13 protein-coding genes are annotated in these 18,346 nt (G+C 65.4%); 10 read left to right on the top strand and 3 right to left on the bottom strand.

The window, feature by feature from the left end:
- Nucleotides 1–111: 111 nt before the first annotated feature.
- Complete coding sequence (locus Sp245p_RS26505; RefSeq protein ID WP_014200292.1) at nt 112–1,146, bottom strand: calcium-binding protein; 1,035 nt, start codon at nt 1,144–1,146, stop codon at nt 112–114.
- A 655-nt stretch (nt 1,147–1,801) separates the two neighbouring features.
- On the opposite strand from Sp245p_RS26505, the gene galE reads away from it, so the two are divergent.
- Both galE and Sp245p_RS26495 read left to right on the top strand, forming a co-directional pair.
- Nucleotides 1,802–2,800, top strand: a complete 999-nt coding sequence (gene galE, locus Sp245p_RS26500) for a UDP-glucose 4-epimerase GalE (protein WP_014200293.1) — start codon at nt 1,802–1,804, stop codon at nt 2,798–2,800.
- 369 nt (nt 2,801–3,169) lie between these two features.
- Nucleotides 3,170–4,660, top strand: coding sequence for a bifunctional class I SAM-dependent methyltransferase/glycosyltransferase family 2 protein (locus Sp245p_RS26495; RefSeq protein WP_014200294.1), 1,491 nt, complete (start codon nt 3,170–3,172; stop codon nt 4,658–4,660).
- A 40-nt stretch (nt 4,661–4,700) separates the two neighbouring features.
- On the opposite strand, the gene Sp245p_RS26490 is transcribed toward Sp245p_RS26495, so the two are convergent.
- On the bottom strand, nt 4,701–5,993 hold the full coding sequence (locus Sp245p_RS26490; RefSeq protein ID WP_014200295.1) for a nucleotide sugar dehydrogenase: 1,293 nt from the start codon (nt 5,991–5,993) through the stop codon (nt 4,701–4,703).
- 236 nt (nt 5,994–6,229) lie between these two features.
- On the opposite strand from Sp245p_RS26490, the gene Sp245p_RS26485 reads away from it, so the two are divergent.
- The 5 genes from Sp245p_RS26485 to Sp245p_RS26465 all read left to right on the top strand — a co-directional run bounded on the left by Sp245p_RS26485 (nt 6,230) and on the right by Sp245p_RS26465 (nt 12,003).
- A complete protein-coding gene (locus Sp245p_RS26485) occupies nt 6,230–7,882 on the top strand; it encodes a bifunctional glycosyltransferase/class I SAM-dependent methyltransferase (RefSeq protein ID WP_014200296.1) in 1,653 nt (550 codons plus the stop codon).
- 88 nt (nt 7,883–7,970) lie between these two features.
- The gene (locus Sp245p_RS26480; protein ID WP_014200297.1) at nt 7,971–8,702 is read left to right on the top strand and encodes an FkbM family methyltransferase; all 732 of its coding nucleotides are present in this window, start codon (nt 7,971–7,973) and stop codon (nt 8,700–8,702) included.
- A gap of 389 nt (nt 8,703–9,091) precedes the next feature.
- Nucleotides 9,092–9,502, top strand: a complete 411-nt coding sequence (locus tag Sp245p_RS26475) for a glycosyltransferase family protein (RefSeq protein ID WP_014200298.1) — start codon at nt 9,092–9,094, stop codon at nt 9,500–9,502.
- Nucleotides 9,444–10,346: a glycosyltransferase gene (locus Sp245p_RS26470; protein ID WP_014200299.1), complete on the top strand. Its 903-nt coding sequence runs from the start codon at nt 9,444–9,446 to the stop codon at nt 10,344–10,346. The genes Sp245p_RS26475 and Sp245p_RS26470 overlap by 59 nt, the downstream gene beginning before the upstream one ends.
- Before the next feature lie 451 nt (nt 10,347–10,797).
- On the top strand, nt 10,798–12,003 hold the full coding sequence (locus Sp245p_RS26465) for a tetratricopeptide repeat protein (RefSeq protein ID WP_158310487.1): 1,206 nt from the start codon (nt 10,798–10,800) through the stop codon (nt 12,001–12,003).
- Between the two features lie 44 nt (nt 12,004–12,047).
- Here the strand turns inward: Sp245p_RS26465 and Sp245p_RS26460 are convergent, their stop codons facing one another.
- On the bottom strand, nt 12,048–12,878 hold the full coding sequence (locus Sp245p_RS26460) for a class I SAM-dependent methyltransferase (RefSeq protein WP_014200302.1): 831 nt from the start codon (nt 12,876–12,878) through the stop codon (nt 12,048–12,050).
- A gap of 187 nt (nt 12,879–13,065) precedes the next feature.
- Here Sp245p_RS26460 and Sp245p_RS26455 point away from each other — a divergent pair, with 187 nt between their 5' ends.
- The 3 genes from Sp245p_RS26455 to Sp245p_RS26445 all read left to right on the top strand — a co-directional run bounded on the left by Sp245p_RS26455 (nt 13,066) and on the right by Sp245p_RS26445 (nt 18,323).
- The gene (locus Sp245p_RS26455) at nt 13,066–14,100 is read left to right on the top strand and encodes an NAD-dependent epimerase/dehydratase family protein (protein WP_014200303.1); all 1,035 of its coding nucleotides are present in this window, start codon (nt 13,066–13,068) and stop codon (nt 14,098–14,100) included.
- Nucleotides 14,101–14,125: 25 nt separating this feature from the next.
- Entirely contained in the window at nt 14,126–15,253 is a 1,128-nt protein-coding gene (locus Sp245p_RS26450) for a DegT/DnrJ/EryC1/StrS family aminotransferase (protein WP_014200304.1), read from the top strand.
- Between the two features lie 334 nt (nt 15,254–15,587).
- The gene (locus Sp245p_RS26445) at nt 15,588–18,323 is read left to right on the top strand and encodes a methyltransferase domain-containing protein (RefSeq protein ID WP_244439588.1); all 2,736 of its coding nucleotides are present in this window, start codon (nt 15,588–15,590) and stop codon (nt 18,321–18,323) included.
- The last annotated feature ends 23 nt before the right edge of the window (nt 18,324–18,346 follow it).

The raw sequence follows: 18,346 nt of genomic DNA, 5'->3' as shown, positions 1-18,346 counted from the left end.
TGGATGGTCTGGAACCGGCCTTTCCTGCCGGGAAAAGGCAGAGAGAAAAAGCGCATAAAAATGGACCTGCCGATTGCTCGGCAGGTCCATTGGGTCGTGCAGAGGCTCTGATTAGACGGCGAAGTTGCTGGCGGTCAGGTTGGTGACGCCGGCGACCGTGATCTGCGTGCCGTCCGACAGCGACAGGACCGAGCTGCCACCGGTGACGGTGACGCGCGACGCGACCTGGGCCGCGGTGAGGCCGTAGCCCTGAACCGCGATGAGGTCGGTGCCGGCCTTGAAGTCGCCGATGACGTGCTTGCCACCGCCGAAGACGGTGCTGAACACGAAGATGTCGTTGCCGGCGCCGCCGAACAGCGTGTCGTTGCCGACGCCGCCGATGATCGTGTCGTTGCCGTCGAAGCCGCCGATGACGGCCTTGCCCGACTTCGCGGTGGAACCGATCAGCAGGTCGTTGCCCGCACCACCGGCGATGGTGGTGTTGCCCGAGCCGCCGAAGATCGTGTTGTTGCCCGCCGCCGAAGCGATGGTGGTGTTGCCCTGGCCGCCGGCGATCAGGTTGTTGCCGCCGGTGATCAGGAGCTGGGAATTGCCCGTGCCCGCACCGATGGTGGCGTTGCCGCCCGCCGCGAAGACGGTGTCGTTGCCGGCCGCGAAGATCTGGTTGTTGCCACCGATCGCGTGGATCTGATTGTTGCCCGCACCGGCGGTCAGCACGTTGTTGCCGGCCGCGGCCACAACGGTGTCGGCGCCCGAGCCGCCGAAGATGGTGGCGGAGGCGCCCGCAACGGTGCTGGTGCCGAGGAGCTGGCCGCCCGAACCGCCGATCAGCGTCTGGCCGGTGCCAGTGCCGGCCTGCAGAACCGTGCCGGCCGCGTCGTTGGCGACGAGGACGTTGTTGTTGCCGGCGCCGCCGAGCAGCGTCGCGGCGTTGCTGGTGTTCAGAACCAGCGCCGTGTTGCTCTCGCTCGAGAGGGCCACGACGCCCTTGTTCTGCTGCAGGGCGTCGTCGCCGAGAACGAGCGCCTTGGTATCCGCCGTCGTCGCGACGAGGCTGGTGTTCTTCAGAATGGCGCCCGCCAGGGTGGAAGCGGTGCTGACGTTGTTGTTGGTAACGCCACCGGTGATGGTGCTCGAGCTGGACATATGTGGAAACCCCCGCCAAAGTGACTAGACTTTGTGCCTTATGGCATGCCTAGCGCTCGATATCATTGGTAACCCCTTTTTGCAAGTGCGGAATGATACCCGCCATAAAGGTTACACCTCTTGGGCAGATTGCCCTGAATGGAGGGTGATCTGAACGGATAATGTTTCGGGGCTGTGACAAACCTGAGGCATGCATGAATTTGCGATTACGCGCGAAAACCCGCATATTCATGTGCCAATGACTCGCCGCTGGTGGGTATTTTGCGGGGGCTCCATGACAAAGTCCCTTTGGCCCAAGCTTTTTATATCTTAGGTACTTTAGGACAGAACTTGATGGCGTCTGCACCCCATCTTCCATATGGCGAGCACGACCTACGAGGTTCGGAGTGCCGAACCGGAAATTGTAAAAATCGATAAATCTCTTCGTTCTTTGCGCGCGATGCGCGTTCCCCATGGAACCATCACCGCCCAAGGGAGTGCCACCACTCCGCCGACGCCCTCCGGATTGGTGGCGGGGATGGCGCTTCGGGCTGCGTTGACAGGATTTTCCTCGATGCCCAGTTCAGGGAACGCCGATGCCGGCGAACCAGCCGGCGCCGTATGGACGGCTTGGCGAACATGGCTTGGCGAGTACGGACGAAAGGAAGCGGGAAGCATGCTTGACGAAACGGCAACCCCACACCGTGTCCTGGTGACCGGCGGGGCGGGCTACATCGGCAGTCACGTCCTCCACGCGCTCGCCGACGCCGGGATTCCCGCGGTGACCATCGACAACCTGTCGACGGGCCGGCGTGCGGCCGTCCCGGCCTCGGTCCCGCTGGTCGAAGGGGACGTCGGGTCCGCCGAGCTTCTGGAACGGGTCATCCGCGACCATGCCGTGGATGCGGTGATGCACTTCGCCGGCTCCATCGTCGTGCCGGAATCGGTGGAGAAACCGCTCGCCTACTACCGCAACAACACGGTCAACAGCCTGACCCTGATGGACGCCTGCGTGCGGCTGGGGGTCGGCAACATCGTCTTTTCCTCCACTGCGGCCGTCTATGGCGCTCCGGACCGCGTGCCGATCGACGAGGCGACCCCGACCGCCCCGATCAACCCCTATGGGACGTCCAAGCTGATGACGGAGCAGATGCTGCGCGACGCCGGGGCGGCGCACGGACTGCGCAGCGTCATCCTGCGCTACTTCAACGTGGCGGGGGCCGACGCGGCGGGGCGCACCGGACAGGCGACCCCGACCGCGACGCACCTCATCAAGGTGGCCTGCCAAGCCCTGCTCGGCCGGCGGCCGGCACTGTCGATCTTCGGCACCGACTACGACACGCCCGACGGCACCTGCATCCGCGACTACATCCATGTCAGCGATCTGGCCGATGCCCATGTGCTGGCGCTGCTCCATCTGCGGCGCGGCGGCGAGAGCCTGACGCTGAACTGCGGCTACGGGCGCGGCGCCTCGGTCCATGAGGTCGTGCGCACGCTGGAGGAGGTCAGCGGGGAAAAGGTGCCGGCCACGCTCGCCCCGCGGCGCCCCGGCGACCCGCCCCAACTCGTCGCCAAGGCCGACCGCATCCGCGAACGGCTCGGCTGGGTCCCCAAGCACGACCGGCTGGATGGGATCGTGCGCGACGCGCTCGCCTGGGAGCGCTCCTTAACATAACCGACACAACCGCCCGGTCCGGCGCGGGCGCGCACCGAACGCGCCGGACCAAGCAGCGTTATAGACAGCGCCATGGGCAGCACCATGGGCAGCACCATGGAAAGCGTGGCAATCCCGCCGGCCGAAGGCTACAGTGCGCCCGCCCGCACACACCGCCTTCTTGCCGGATGAGATTGCAAACCACCTTTCCCGCTTTCCCGGCCTCGGGGGATGAACCCCGGTTGGTCCGCGGCAGGTTCGGGACCAGGATGGCGCGCGCCGGCCGGCGCGCGGTTCGGCGGGCCCGGCATGCCGCCGGCGGCCTTGCCTGGCCTGCCCTGTCCCACGGAAGCCGGGACGCTTCCGAAAACGCTGTTGCGGACCCTACCCATGACCGTTGAAGCCCTTGAGGAAACCGTGTCCGGCACCCCCGCCGGAGCCGGCAGCCCACGCCCCCTGTCGCCCCGTCAGGACAGCGTGCGGACGCTGTTCGACCGGCTGGCCGGGGAGCGCGACCGCTGGGTCGAGCGCAACCGCGCCTTCCACGAGGCCGACCGCGCCTATCTGCGCTTCCTCGTGCCGGAGAACGCCTCGGTGCTGGAGGTCGGCTGCGGGACGGGCGACACGCTGGCCTTCCTGCAGCCGTCGCGCGGGGTCGGCATCGACCTCAGCCCGGCGATGGTCGAGCGGGCGCGGCAGCGTCATCCGGGTCTGGAGTTCCGCACCGGCAACGCGGAGGACCCCGCGGTTCTGGCGGAGATCGCCGGAACCTTCGACGTGATCCTGCTGTCGGACACCGTCGGCTTCCTCGACGACATCGAGGACACGCTGCGCCATCTGCACCGCTTCGCCACGCCGCGCACCCGCATCATCGTCAGCTACCACTCCCGCCTGTGGGAGCCGGTGCTGGGCCTTGCCGAGACGCTTGGGCTGAAGATGCCGCAGGGCCAGCTCAACTGGCTGTCCAGCACCGACATCGCCGGGCTGCTGACGCTCGCCGGCTGGCAGCCGGTGAAGCGGGAATGGCGCCAGCTCGTGCCCCGCCGCCTGCTCGGCCTCGGCACGCTGATCAACCGCAGCATCGCCCCGCTGCCCGGTGTCCGGAAGCTGTGTCTGCGCAATTACGTGGTGGCCCGCCCCGCCCCGCGGGCGCCGGAGAAGCAGCCGTCCTGCACGGTGCTGATCCCCTGCCGGAACGAGCGCGGCAACATCGAGAACGCCATCCGCCGCCTGCCGCGCTTCTGCCCGGACCTGGAGGTCATCTACGTCGAGGGCAACAGCCAGGACAACACCTACGAGGAATGCCTGCGCGTCCAGGCCGCCTATCCGGACTGGGACATCAAGGTCATGAAGCAGCCCGGCAAGGGCAAGGGCGACGCGGTGCGCGCCGGCTTCAACGCGGCGCGGGGCGACATCCTCATCATCCTCGACGCCGACCTGACCGTTCCGCCGGAGAGCCTGCCGAAATTCTACCGCGCCATCGCGTCCGGCCAGGGCGAGTTCATCAACGGCACGCGGCTGGTCTACCCGATGGACGACCAGGCCATGCGCTTCCTGAACTGGATCGCCAACCGCGCCTTCGCCCGCATCTTCTCCTTCCTGCTGAACACGCGCTTCACCGACACGCTGTGCGGCACGAAGGTGCTGTGGAAGCGCGACTACGACCAGATCGTGGCGAACCGCCATTACTTCGGCGATTTCGACCCGTTCGGCGACTTCGACCTGATCTTCGGCGCGTCCAAGCTGAACCTGGAGATCGTCGAAGTGCCGATCCGCTACGCCGACCGCAGTTATGGCGAGACGCAGATCAGCCGCTTCACCCACGGCTGGCTGCTGCTGCGCATGGTGCTGTTCGCCTGGAAGAAGCTGAAGGCGTTCTGACCGCCCGTCGCGAAGCCCCTCTTGGAGGACCCTGGCGGCGTCACAGCCGCCAGAGATCCACGCCTTCCGGCACCGCGCCGCGGTCGAGCAGGCCCTTCACGTCCATGACGATGCCCCGCCGGTCCTTCAGCAGGCCGCTCACCAGGTCCCAGCCCTCCGTCCGGTAGGCCGCGTGTGGAACCGCCAGCACCACCGCGTCGGCGGGCGGCAGGGCATCCCGCGCGGTCAGGGTCAGGCCATACTCGTGGGCCACCTCATCCGCGGCGGCCAGCGGGTCGTGCAAAGCGACCTCCACACCGAAGCTTTTCAGCTCGGCCACGATGTCCACCACGCGGGTGTTGCGGATGTCGGGCACGTCCTCCTTGAAGGTCAGACCCAGCACGGTGACGCGCAGCGGCCCGGACGCCCCGACGCGGCCGCGCAGAAGCCGCTTCACCGTCTCCTGCGCCACATACTGGCCCATAGTGTCGTTGATGCGCCGGCCCGCCAGGATGACTTCCGGGTTGTGGCCGAGTTGTTCCGCCCGGTGGGTCAGATAGTAGGGGTCGACGCCGATGCAGTGGCCACCGACGAGGCCCGGCTGGAACTTCAGGAAATTCCACTTGGTGCCAGCGGCGGCCAGCACGTCGCGGGTGTCGATGCCCATGCGGTGGAAAATCACCGCCAGTTCGTTCATCAGGGCGATGTTGACGTCGCGCTGGGTGTTCTCGATCACCTTGGCGGCCTCCGCCACGGCGAGGGAGGCGGCCTCGTGCACGCCGGCCTTGACCACGCTGCCATAGACCGCCGCGACGAGCGACCGCGTCGCCGGATCGGAGCCGGAGACCACCTTAGTGATCGTCTCGAACCGGTGTTCCTTGTCGCCGGGGTTGATACGCTCCGGCGAATAGCCGATGGTGAAATCCCGCCCGAAGGTGAGGCCCGATTCCGCCTCCAGCACCGGCACGCAGTCCATCTCCGTGGCGCCGGGATAGACCGTGGATTCGTAGACCACCACGTCGCCACGCTTCAGATGCCGCCCGACGGTACGGCTGGCGGCCAGCAGCGGGCGCAGGTCCGGGCGCCGGGCGTCGTCGATAGGGGTCGGCACGGTGACGATGTGGAAGTCCGCCTGCGCCAGATCCGCCGGGTCGTCGGTCAGGTGGAGCCTGGCCGCCGCCAGATCCGTGTCCGCCACCTCGCCCGTGTGGTCGTGCCCAGCCCGAAGCGCCGCGATGCGCCGCGCGTCGATGTCGAAGGCGACGACGGGGACGTCCATCCGCCCAAACGCAACGGCCACGGGCAGACCGACGTAACCGAGTCCGATCACCGAGATGCGGCGGGAATGGGTCATGGCGTGAAAAAAGCTCCTCGAGACCGGGCGAAACGGACGCGGACCGTCTTATACACCTTCCATCGCCGCCGAGGAGGGAAGAAGTGCCCTGCAGGGTCGGTGGGGATGGCCGTTCACCGGCGATGGGAATGCGGCTTGACCAACGCCGTGCTCGCGGAACAGTGTCTGGCGTGAGCGGATGCGGCACCAACGCGGGAACGCCGTCGCCCGGGACTGCAAACGGAACTGACGGCGCGATGCCCAGAACCCACCATTTCTACACGTACTTCGACCGCAACTATCTACCCCGCGGCTTGATTTTGCGCGATTCCCTGCGGGCGAGCGGAGTGGCGTTCCGTCTAAATGTCCTGTGCCTCGATCCGGCCACCGCTTGCCATTTCGCCGCCGAAGCCTCCGGCGATACCATTCCCGTCCCCTTGGCCGAGTTGGAGGCCGCGGACCCAGCGTTGGCTGCTGTCAAATCCCAGCGCAGTACCGCTTCCTACTACTTCACCCTGACGGGGGCGTTTGGGCGTTTTCTGTTCGACCGCAATCCGGCGATCGGCCAACTGACCTATCTCGACGCCGACATCCAGTTCTTCGGCTCCCCCGAAACGGTCTTCGAGGAAATCGGAGACGCTCCAGTCGCCATCGTCCCGCACCGCTTTTCCGACCGCAACGCGGCCAAGCGGCGGTACGGGCTGTTCAACGTGGGCTGGATCACATGGCGGCGGCATCCCGTCGGGTTCGCCTGTCTGGACGACTACCGGGCGCAGTGTCTGGAATGGTGTCACGACTACATGGACGGCGACCGCTTTGCCGACCAGCGCTATCTGGACGTCTGGCCTTCAGTCTATCCCGGACTTCACGTCATCGCGCACAAGGGCGCCAACCTCGCGCCCTGGAACCTCGACAGCCAGCCGTTGGAACTGCGGGACGGGCGGATTCTGGCCGATGGCCAGCCACTCGTGTTCTATCACTTCCACCGGCTGCGGCAGACCGGCGCCGCGGCGTTCAAGCGGAATCTGGGAGACTATCTCGCCAATCCCGCGGAGGTGCCCGGAAGCGCTGTCGTCGAAGCGATTTACCGTCCTTATGAGGAGCAGCTGACCCGCCTTTCTCCACTCGCCACCTTCGCGACCGTCCGCAGCGTGCCATCATGTGCGGAGCCGGCGCTGCCGGCATGGGAATACCGGCCGCAAGGCTGGCAGCCGGAAGCCGACGCACCGGGTTGGAACGCCCCCGCGGCCATGGACGCACTGACCGACCGTCTGGCAATCGTGCAGCGGCGCCAGGGAACCACGCTGCCGGTGGCTGGCGATGCGCGGACAACCGCCGAGACGATGGTTCTCGGCTACGCGGCGGCCCGGGCCGCCACCCCGGAGGAGCCACTGACCGTGCTCGACTGGCATGGCGGGCTTGGCATCCATCAGGAGGCGCTCGACCTCCTCCTTCCCAGGATACGCTTCGAGCATCACTGCCGGGCGACGCCGGCACTCGCCGAACGGGGGCGCGGCCTCGTTCCCCAAGCGACCTTCCACGACAGCGATGCCGCCGCCTTCGCCCGCCGCTACGATCTCGTGATCGCGCGCGGGAGCCTGCACCAGAGCGAGCACTGGCGGGAGGATCTGCGCCGGTTGGCGGCCGCGGCCGGAAAACTGTTGGTCGTCCTTCGACTTCCCGTCGTCTCGTCCGTTCCCTCTTTCGTACTGCTGCATCGTGTCGCCGCCGCCGATTACACCACGTCATGGCAGGGCTGGGCGGTCAATCTGGTGGAGTTTCTCAAGGCCGCGGCGGATGAGGGGCTGGAGTTCGACCGCCAGATGCCGGTCGAGGAGATGCCCTGCGTCCAAGGGGCGCCCGAACAGCCGGAACTGCGGGGCTTCCTGTTCCGCCGGGGAGCGGTCTGATGGCATCGGGCCGCGGCTTCGTGTATCGTCCCGCCACGGTGCCGGAGGAGTCGTGCGCCGATATGGAACGCAGAGGCTGGGGGCACACTTGGATATTCCGGACAGCGCGCTCGATTCCTTCAAGAAAGCCGTCTGGCGCGTCATCGAAGGCAATCCGGAGGCCCTGGCTCCCCATCTGCTGAGCCACGCCAACGCTCTGAAGCGGATCAAGGCCCGTGACTTGGAATGCCGGACGGTCATCGACGTCGGTGCTTCCGACGGCTGCTGGTCCCTGATGGCCCGCCAGGTCTGGCCGGAGGCCCGTTTCCACCTTATCGAAGCCTTCGATCACTGGAAGCCCGATCTTGAGCGCTTGCGGGATGGTGAGCCGTCCTTTTCTTTCTCACTGGCTGCGGCGGGAGTGGAGGATGGAGAGACGGTCTTCACCAACTCTCCGGACGCGCCGTTCGGTGGAACCATCCGCCCCGAAGCGGACGATCCGCAGTGGACCGTCCCCCAGGTGTCCATCGACCGCGAGGTCGGACGTCTCGGGCTGGAGGGTCCGTTCGCCATCAAGCTCGACACCCACGGCGCCGAGCGGGAAATCCTTGCCGGAGCAGCCGAAACCCTGAAGCAGGCCTCGCTGCTCGTCATTGAGATGTACAATTTTGGCGATCCGACGCGGCGCTTCCCGCAGATGTGCCAGCATGTGGAAGCATTGGGCTTCCACTGTATCGACATGGCGGAGCCGCTGTTCCGTGACCATGACCGTGCGTTCTGGCAGGTAGATTTCTTCTTCGTCCCGCAGGATCGCCCGGAAGCCCGCCACACCCGCTGGTGAACACCCAAGGCAGCCGCCGGCATGACCCTCTCGATCAATGCCCCCCTTCGAGCCAATCACCGATCCGAGTAGACCGATTTCCGGGGGGTGTCATGGATAATGATTTTCGGCAGTCCATCCTGATTCGTGTCGATTTCGCGCAGCCATCAGCGACATCATGATAAGGTATCCGGCCATCGCCCATCTTGGCATATCCGATGGCGAAATCCTGGCGCTGATGGAAAAGTGCAACTGCCACGGTGTTCTGGCCGTGGACGAGACGGGGCATGTTATCCGCTCCCTGTGCGAAGGCCGCAAGCTGGGAGCCGCCGGCGGCATATCGCTGATCCTGGATAGGTCGGAAACCTCCATTCTGGTGACCAACGGCGACCTCCTGACCAACATCCCCTATGACAGAGATGCTGCGGTTCCACGGGATCGAAGGCAACGGCATGGCCGTGGCGCTCGCCCAGGAGCAGGTCGTGGTTCTCTACGGCATCATCGAACTGAAGGCATCCCGCATCGTCAGCATCCGGGGAAAGCCGGTCTTCACGCATTTCATCAACGTCGGGGTCTATGCTCTGTCCCCGGAATGCCTCGAACTCATCCGGTCGGAAAAGGTCATGGGCTTGGCGAACCTGATCAACGCGGCCATCCGGCAGAATCTGCGATCGGTGGGTTCCACCACTTCCTGTCCGTCATCAAACCGGGCTCCTGAGCATCGGTCCGCCCCACATCCTTCTCGGAAACCGGGAATTCGCCATGCCACGCCGCTTTCTTGTGGTCACGCCCTGTCTGAACGCGGGCCGCTTCATCGATGAAACCATCCTGAGCGTGCTCGGCCAAGCCGGGGACTTCGAAATCCATCACCATGTCCAGGATGGGAGATCGCAGGACGGAACCGTGCTGCGACTCGCGGCCTGGTCCGAACGAATGCAGGGCCGCGGCCTGCCGCCGCTGTGCCGCGGCCTGCGCTTCTCTTTCGATTCCGCCCCCGATACCGGTCTTTACGACGCCGTCGCCCGCGGCTTCTCGGCCTTGCCGGTCCGGGATGGGGATGTGCTGACCTGGCTGAACGCCAGCGACCGGCTTCTTCCCGGAGCCTTCCAGACGGTCGCCGATCTTCTCGACCGCTTTCCCGAAACCCAATGGATCGGCGGCCGCGTCGCCCGCCTGAACGAGCGCGGCAGCCTCGTCTTCATCGAAGACGTCTTCGCCTATCCCACGAAGACCCTGATCGCCGGGCTCCACGACAACCGGCATCTGCCCTTCGTGCAACAAGAAGGCTGTTTCTGGACGGGGCGTCTGTGGCGTCTGGCCGGGGGCATGGACTGCCGGTTCCAAAGGGCGGGTGATTTCGATCTCTGGCGGCGGTTCGCCATGCACGCGCCGCTGACCGTGGTCAACAGCGTCCTTGCGACTTTCCGCCAGCACACGGGACAGCTCGGTTCCGACATCGCGTCCTACCATGCCGAAATCGACCGTTCCCTGACCAAGGAGGCGACCGCCCTGCGTGCCTCAGTGTGGGACGAATACCGCAGCCTGTCATCGCCGAAGGATCTCGGCGGCCTTGCCCGGTGTGGCTACGTGGGGCCGGTGCTGCAGTATGTGGAGACCAAGCGCGAATGGGTATGCCTATCGCGCTTTCCCTTTACCCTACGGTGACATGCCCGTTGCCCGCCAGAATGCGAAACCTTGCTTTCCGATCGACGCTCCCTGACGGACTGTTTAAGGTTGGAAATTTAACGTGTGGTATTTTCAGTAGAATTGACAATGCAAAGACCGTCTCCTTTTCCGCAATCAAACAAGAAGAAAATGCCCTCGCTCTATTCCTACACTCGGTGAGCGCTGTTCCCGTCGAGCTGGCAGCCTACTGCAACCTTCGGCGTTTTTATTGACCTGCTCCGAATGCCGGCAGAGTTCTCTGCACAGAGGAAAACTCTCCGCACCAGTTTCAATAAATTCATCTATAATCTGACCGAAGACCTTGCCTTTGTCAGCTCCAGAGCTGATGGTCAAACCTGCCCCGCGCAGCAGGCTTGACGCGTGCGGGGGAAGACCCGGTAAGTTGAGGCCAGCCGGTCGCGGCAACCATGCGCATCACGGGAGCAGATCCTTGTCCACCCCAACGGAACCCAATTCAGCGGGTGCCATCGATGTCGCCGCGTGGCGGGAACGCATCCGGTCGGACACGCTCTCAAACTACCATTTTGTCATGGGGCGTTCTTTCCGCAGGCTCGGCGACACGGAACAAGCGATTCAGGCGTTCCGGAGAGCGATCGACGCGAATCCCGAGCATGCCCTTGCGTACGGTCTGCTCGCCGATTGCCTGCGCGCCGCCCGGCGGCCCGAAGCGGACGACATCCACTGCACCGCCCTGTCGCTGGAACCGCGCTATGCTGCGGCAGCAGCAGCCATAGACCTGGCCGACCAAGCCAGCCACCTTCAGCATCGGGATCCGGGCAGCGCCCTTGCCCTGCTGGAGCGCGCCTACGCCCTCGATCCGGCCGGGGACGCTCGCTCCATTGTTGTCGACGTGCTGCTGCAAATGGCAGACCCATTGACCCATTCCGATCCCGCGACCGCCCTTCTTACGCTGGAGAAGGGCGCGCTCATGTTCCCGGACAATCCAGGAATCCTGGCCCAGTTGGGCCGCGCCTACGACGTTACGGAACGCTGGGATGAGGCGATCCACTGCTTCGAGGCCAGCCTCAGGATCGCGCCTGGCCAGATGTCCCTGCTGTTCCGCCTGGCCACAACCCTGAACGAAGCGTGCCGTTTCGAAGAGACGATCACGATAGACCGGCACGTTCCCACTCCGCCACCGCCGGAGATCGCCTCCCTGCACCTTTACCAAGCTATGGCCCTGATCGGGCTGAACCGGGGCGGCGAAGCCGTCCGGCTGCTGCAGAGCAGCCCTTCCCAGAGCACTTCAGCCCTGGCGACCCTGGGCCTCGCGCATCTGGCCGCCGGAGAGATTGACCAAGCTGAAGACACGCTAACGCGCGCGATGAAAATCGAAGCGCAGCACCCGGCCATTCTTGGCTGGCTTGGCCTGACACAGCAGAGGCGAGGGCATTTCGAACAGGCGCTCGATCTGCACAACCGCGCGATCAAGGCCGCCCCATCTCTGATCATGTCCCGCTTTGACCGTGCCCTGACGCTGGAAGCGATGAACCGACGCACGGAGGCGCTGGAGGAACACCGGCATGTCCTGTCCCATGTCAGGCGCGGCCTGGAGTATTATATAAGAACCCGCCCCTGGGCCGCCGCCGGAACCTTGAGAACCTACCAGGATTTGGGGCTTGCCCTCATGCGCTGATAGGCATCCAGCAAGCGCGCGTCCTACGCGCGGGAAGCGCGCCCTCATGACGCTTGCGGCGGCTTTGCAATGCGGCGGACGGAGTATTCGAAGGAATCCTCCCACATAAACATGGTGTTCACACGATCGGCGCACAGAAGAAGTAATGACTTGAGCGCCTTCTCGCGTTCCGTGACGGGATCGCAGCACATATGAAGCAAAACGTCGGACCCGATACCGACGATGTCTCGGGGCGTGTACTCAACAATGGAAAGGAAATCGCCCTCCAGATCGACCGACCAGCGATGATTCGACACACCGGCCATTTGAAGGAAAAAATCCTTCGCCGGGCTGGGCGTTTCGATATAGCCACGCTTGGCGATACGAATGAGTTCAGCGCAGGCTTTCTCCGGATCGGTCGCGTGTTCAAGGACGTGTGAACAATAAACGAAGTCGAATTCTTTGTCGGCGAAGCCGGTGTTTTCCAGTGGCACCTCGAAGACGGGCTTGTCTTCGATCCAGCGGAACGGCACGCCGGCCCGGCCATAGCCGTCGTCGGTAGTGGCGATGTCGGCCAGATGAGTCGCCAAAGGAAAGGGCATGTGCCCGCTGCCGATGTCGAGCACGCGGTCACCGGGCCGGATGGGAAAGTCGAACAGACGCTGCTGGTAGAGTTCGTACCGGGTCCGGTTCTCCAACTCCATGAAAATCGGATGGACGCGCGCCAGAAATTCGATGGAACGGCTAGGGTATTGTTCAACGAGCGCAGCGACGATGTCGAGCGCTCCGATATGATTTCCCGCAGCCCAACAGCGGTCGACTTGCTCGAAATGCTGCCCCAGGGTGGCGACCACCAGCGGACCGGGCTTTCTGCGGCATCGGGACGTGATGTTCATGGGTATAGGCTCTCTCAAGAGGCGGCGGGCGGACCGTCATCGCGTCGGGGGAACGCAGGCGCCACTCTGCGCGGCAATTTCGGGCGTGACAAGGCCGCTATTCGGCATGAAGATGATGTGGTCGGATCAGCCTTCCGCAGCGACGGCAACAGGGAATCCGATGCGCGTGCCAGTTCCACGGATCCCGATGAACACCCCCGACGCCATGTTGCCCACCGATGCTGGCAAGTTCTCCTGCTGGGCCGGTCGCCGCGTGCTAATCACCGGCGGTCTCGGCTTCATCGGCTCCAATCTCGCGCTGCGACTGGCTGGTCTCGGGGCTGACGTAGTGGTGATCGACAGCTTGGTCCCGGAATATGGCGGCAATCCGTTCAACCTGGAAGGAGATGGTCTGGACGGCGCCGTGCCACCAGTCCGCATCAACGTCTCGGACATCCGCGACCCGCACAGCCTGCGCTGGTTGATGCACGACCGCGAGCTGATCTTCAATCTGGCGGGGCAGACATCGCACCTTGACTCGATGAACGACCCGTTCACCGACCTCGCCATCAACGGCGCCGCACAGTTGTCCATCCTTGAGATTTGCCGCCAGCACAATCCCGGCGCACGCATCGTCTTCGCCAGCACGCGCCAAATCTATGGCCGCCCGCGCTACCTGCCGGTGGACGAGGCGCATCCGCTGGACCCTGTGGACGTTAACGGGATCAACAAGATCGCCGGAGAGTCCTATCATATGCTCTACACGCGGGTGTATGGTCTGCAGACCACGGCCCTGCGGCTGACCAACACCTATGGGCCGCGGATGCGCATTAAGGACGCCCGCCAAACCTTCCTCGGCGTCTGGGTGCGTGCCGTGATCGAGGGTCAACCGTTCGAGGTCTGGGGCGGGGAGCAATTGCGCGACTACACCTACGTCGACGACGCAGTCGATGCGCTTATGCGTCTCGCCATGGCCGAGGATGCGGTCGGACGCGCCTTCAACCTGGGAGGCGACGGCGTCTACAGCTTGGCGGACACGGCTGCCCTTCTGGCTTCGGTATCGGGCGGGCGCTACTCGATTCACGAGTTTCCGGCGGAACGCAAACGGATCGACATCGGCGATTATTACGCCGACGACCGGGCCTTCCGCACCGTGACCGGCTGGGTGCCCCGCGTGCCTTTGGAAGACGGACTGCAACGCACTGTCGCGTACTACCGCCGGTATGTCCGGCATTATCTGTGACGGTTGGAAGGGCCTGTTTCATTCCATGGACGACAGCGTTCCGCAGACCGATCCCGCCGCCTCGTATCGTGCCCACCGCGACGGGATCGACGCCGCGTTGCGCCGGGCGCTGGACAGCGGCTGGTATATCCTGGGCCAGGAGGTGAAAGCCTTTGAGGCGGAGTTCGCTCCCGTCGCCGGCACCGCCTGTGCCGTCGGCGTGGCCAACGGCACCGACGCCATCGTGCTGGCCCTGGAAGCGCTGGGCATCGGACGCGGCGATGCAGTGGTGACCGTATCGCACACGGCAGTCGCCACCGTCGCGGCGATCGAAATGGCCGGGGCGACGCCTGTGCTGGCCGATGTCGACGCAATGCATGGCCTCGATCCGGAGTCCCTGGAAGCGGTGCTGCGCGCCGAGCCTACCGGCGGCCGGATCAGAGCGGTCATCCCCGTCCATCTCTACGGCCAGCCGGTCGATCTCGACGCCATCTTGGAAATTGCCGGACGCCATGACATCGCGGTGATCGAGGACGCCTCGCAGGCGCATGGCGCCCTGTGGCGGGGCCGGCCGGTGGGCGGCTTCGGAAACGCCGCCGCCTTCAGCCTCTACCCGACCAAGAATCTTGGTGCGCTCGGCGATGCCGGGGTGCTGACCACCAGCGACGCGGCCCTGGTCGAGCGGGTCCGGGAACTGCGCCAGTACGGATGGCGCGACCGCTTCGTCAGTGCCGTGGCCGGACGCAACAGCCGGCTCGACGAAGTGCAGGCGGCGGTGCTGAGGGCCAAACTGCCCTATCTGGCAACCGAAAACACGCGTCGGCAGCAGATCGCCGCGCTGTACGACCACCGGCTCGCCGAGCTGCCGCTGACCCTGCCGCGCCGGCGCGCCGGCGCCGTCCACGTATTCCACCAATATGTCGTCGAATTCGAAGAGCGCGACGCCCTGCGCATGGCGCTGACGGCGCGCGGGATCGCCACGGGCATCCATTATCCCGTACCGATCCATCGTCAGCCGGCCTATGCGGGGCGCGTGCCTCTGGCTCCCGGTGGGCTGCCCCGGACCGAAAGCTTGGCCGGACGCATCCTCAGCCTCCCCATGTATCCGCAGATGACCGACCGGCAGGTCGCGCGCGTGGCCGAGGCGGTGGCGGGGGCGTTCCGTGCCGGGTAACCGGCGACCGGCCCGCAACTCGGCCTGCTCAGAAGTTCTATAGCCGATCACCGAGTGGAGGCGTTAGCGATTACAGTAGCCTTCGATGTAGGCGAACAGGTGCCTTCGCCCGGCGCGGCTGCGCGCTTGCCGTGGAAGGCTGAGAGCCTGGGGCGGTGCAGCCATGCCTGATCCGCCTGCTGGAAGACGGCGCGCTACGCCGACGCTCGGCGCAGACTGCGCCCCGTCTTGCCGCGCTTCTTGCAAGCCGCAAATCAGCAGATGTTTAATTGAGTTTGGACCATATTCTGTCCATCGCCGCCCGACACGGACAGAAACTGAAAGGACACCCTCAATGCCCCAACAGACCGGATCGTTTCCGATGCCAACACGACCGGCGGATGGCGAATTGCGGCTTGTCCAGTTGGAAAGCTTCTATCCCCGTTATATCGAGGCGTTCTACGAAGCCCACTCGGAATTGCGGGCGGCGCCATTCGACAATCAGATCGAAGCGCTTGTCCTGGACGGGTTCAGCGCGCTCCACAACATTGCGCCCTATCTCGGCACGGTGGGGTACGAGGCCCACCTGATCATCGGCAACGCCTGGCCCGCGCAGAGAGCTTGGCTGCGGGAAAACGGCTTTCCGGCACCGTCGCCCGACCGCATGCTTCATGAGGTGGTGCGCCGCCAAGTGGACGCACTGGCCCCGGACATTCTCTATTGCAGCGACGCGGCCACCTTCGACAGCGCCTTCATCCGCAGCCTGCGCCGACGCCCCCGGCTCGTGGTCGGCTGGCATGCCGCGAAAATTCCGGTAGGCACCGACTGGTCTGAGTTCGACCTCATCCTGTCGGGACTTGCCGGCGTGCGCGATGCCGCAAAGCGGTTGGGAGTGCGGGCCGCCGAGCCTTACATGCCCGGCTTTCCCGAATGGATCGCCAGCACTGTCGCCAACGTGCCCGAAACGTGCGACCTCGTCTTCCCCGGCTCCTACACCCGCGCCTATCACGCCCCGCGCAACCTGCTGGTCAACCGCATCGCCGAGGCGGCGGAGGAATGCGGTTTCTCCTGCGCGCTGCATCTGGGCGGCGACCTCGACGACCTGCCGCCGTCCGCCCGCCGCCGGTTGCAGCCCCAGGTCTTCGGACTGGCCATGCAGCGGGTGCTAAAAAGCGGGCGCATCGTGTTCGACGCCCGGGGCGACTATAGTAGCCTCACTGGCGACGGGCGCATCATGAACCTGGCCGGGAACGAAACCTCCAACATGCGCCTGTTCGAGGCGACCGGGGGCGGAGCCTTCCTGCTGACGGAACATCACGACAATCTAGCATCTTTCTTCCAGCCCGGCAGGGACATTGAAACCTTCACAGACGCGAACGACCTGATCGAAAAGATCGAACATTATCTGGCCAATCCCGAGGCCCGCCGCGCCATCGCCCGGAACGGTCAACGGCGCTGTCTGGAAGAGCATGGGATGGCCCAGCGCATCCACGAGTTCGACGCGATCCTGCGCCGCCATCTCTCCTCCCGGTCGCCGTCGCGGAAGCCGGCGGTTCCGGAGCCCCGGGCGGCCCAGTCTGCCCAGACGGCGGCGGCCCCGCCTTCCGCTCCGGTACGGGAGCATCGCGGCTACAGCGTGATCGACCGGGCGCAAGCCCAAACCCTGGCCGCCCGACCGGATGAGGCATGGAACCGGCCCGAGGTCTGCAACGCCCAGGAACAGGCTTTCCGCGACCTGCTGGCCGGCATGCGCGCCGGCGCGGCGCGCAGCGATCTGGCCGTCGCGGCCCAGGCAGTGGAGGCTGCCGGCTTGTGGTCTCCGACGCTCCTCGAAGTGGGGTGCGGCAGCGGGTATTACGCCGAGGTGTTCGATCACCTCCTGCCCGGGCGCGTGCGCTACGCCGGCATTGATCGGAGCACGCCGATGATCGCACTGGCCTGCCAGCATCGCCCCGGCCGATCTTTCGCCGTGGCCAACGCCACGCGGCTGCCCTATGGGAACGGCAGCATGGACATCGTGTTCAATGGCGTCTCTCTGATGCACACCATGGACTACGAGGCGGCCATCGCCGAGGCGCGTCGCGTCGCCCGCCGTTTCGTGGTGTTCCACACGGTTCCCGTGCTGGCCCGACGCCCCACGACCTGGCTGCGCAAGTCCGGCTACGGCGCCCCGATGGCCGAGGTGATCCTCAACGAGGGCGAACTGCGCGCGCTGCTCGTCCGCCATGGGCTATTGATCCGGCGCATCTGGCGGAGCATCCCCTATGACCTTGCCGATGTCCTGGACGAACCGACGCCGACCAAGACCTATCTGTGCGAAGTGGTCGAGCCAGTGAACCCCGCCCGCCCGCTCCTGCTCAACATCGGCTGCGGGGAGCGTTTTCACGACGACTGGGTCAATATGGACGTGATGCCCTACAGCTACGCGGTGCTGGCTCACGACGCAGCCGCAGGTCTTCCCTTTCTGGACGGAACGTTCGACGCGGTCTACCACTCTCACGTGCTTGAGCATCTGAGCCCGGCGGCGGTCCCTGCCTTCCTACGGGAATGCCGCCGCGTGCTGAAGCCCGGCGGCACCCTGCGAATCGCGGTGCCAGACCTGGAGGCCGCCTGCCGCGCCTATCTTGGCACATTGGCGGCCTGCGACGCGGGGGAGGAGGGCGCCGCCGCGCGGCACGATTGGATGATCGCCGAGTTGGTCGATCAGCTTGCCCGTCACACCAGCGGCGGCCGGATCGCCCACTTCCTGGAACGGTGCCCAGTCCAGGCGCTAGACTTTGTCCGCCACCGCATTGGCTCGGACGCCGAAGCCCTACTGAGCGACGGCACGGTAGAGCAGGAAGCGGAGACGGCCGGTGCGGAAGATCCGACCGAGATCGGGCGCTTCCGGCTGAGTGGCGAGGTGCATCGCTGGATGTACGACCGCCTGTCGCTCCGCCGATGTCTCGAACAGGCCGGCTTTGCCGGCTGCCGCCCGATGTCGGCAAGCGAGTCCGCCATTCCCGGTTTTGCCCTGTACCACCTGGAGACCACGCCGTCCGGCACGACCCACAAGCCGGATAGCCTGTTCATGGAAGCCGTTCGGGAGTGATGCCGGGGGTAGGGCGGCTGTGA

Source organism: Azospirillum baldaniorum (assembly GCF_003119195.2).
Lineage (GTDB): Bacteria > Pseudomonadota > Alphaproteobacteria > Azospirillales > Azospirillaceae > Azospirillum > Azospirillum baldaniorum.
The sequence above is the reverse complement of the archived record's forward strand: the minus strand, read 5'-3'. Positions and strand labels throughout refer to the sequence as shown.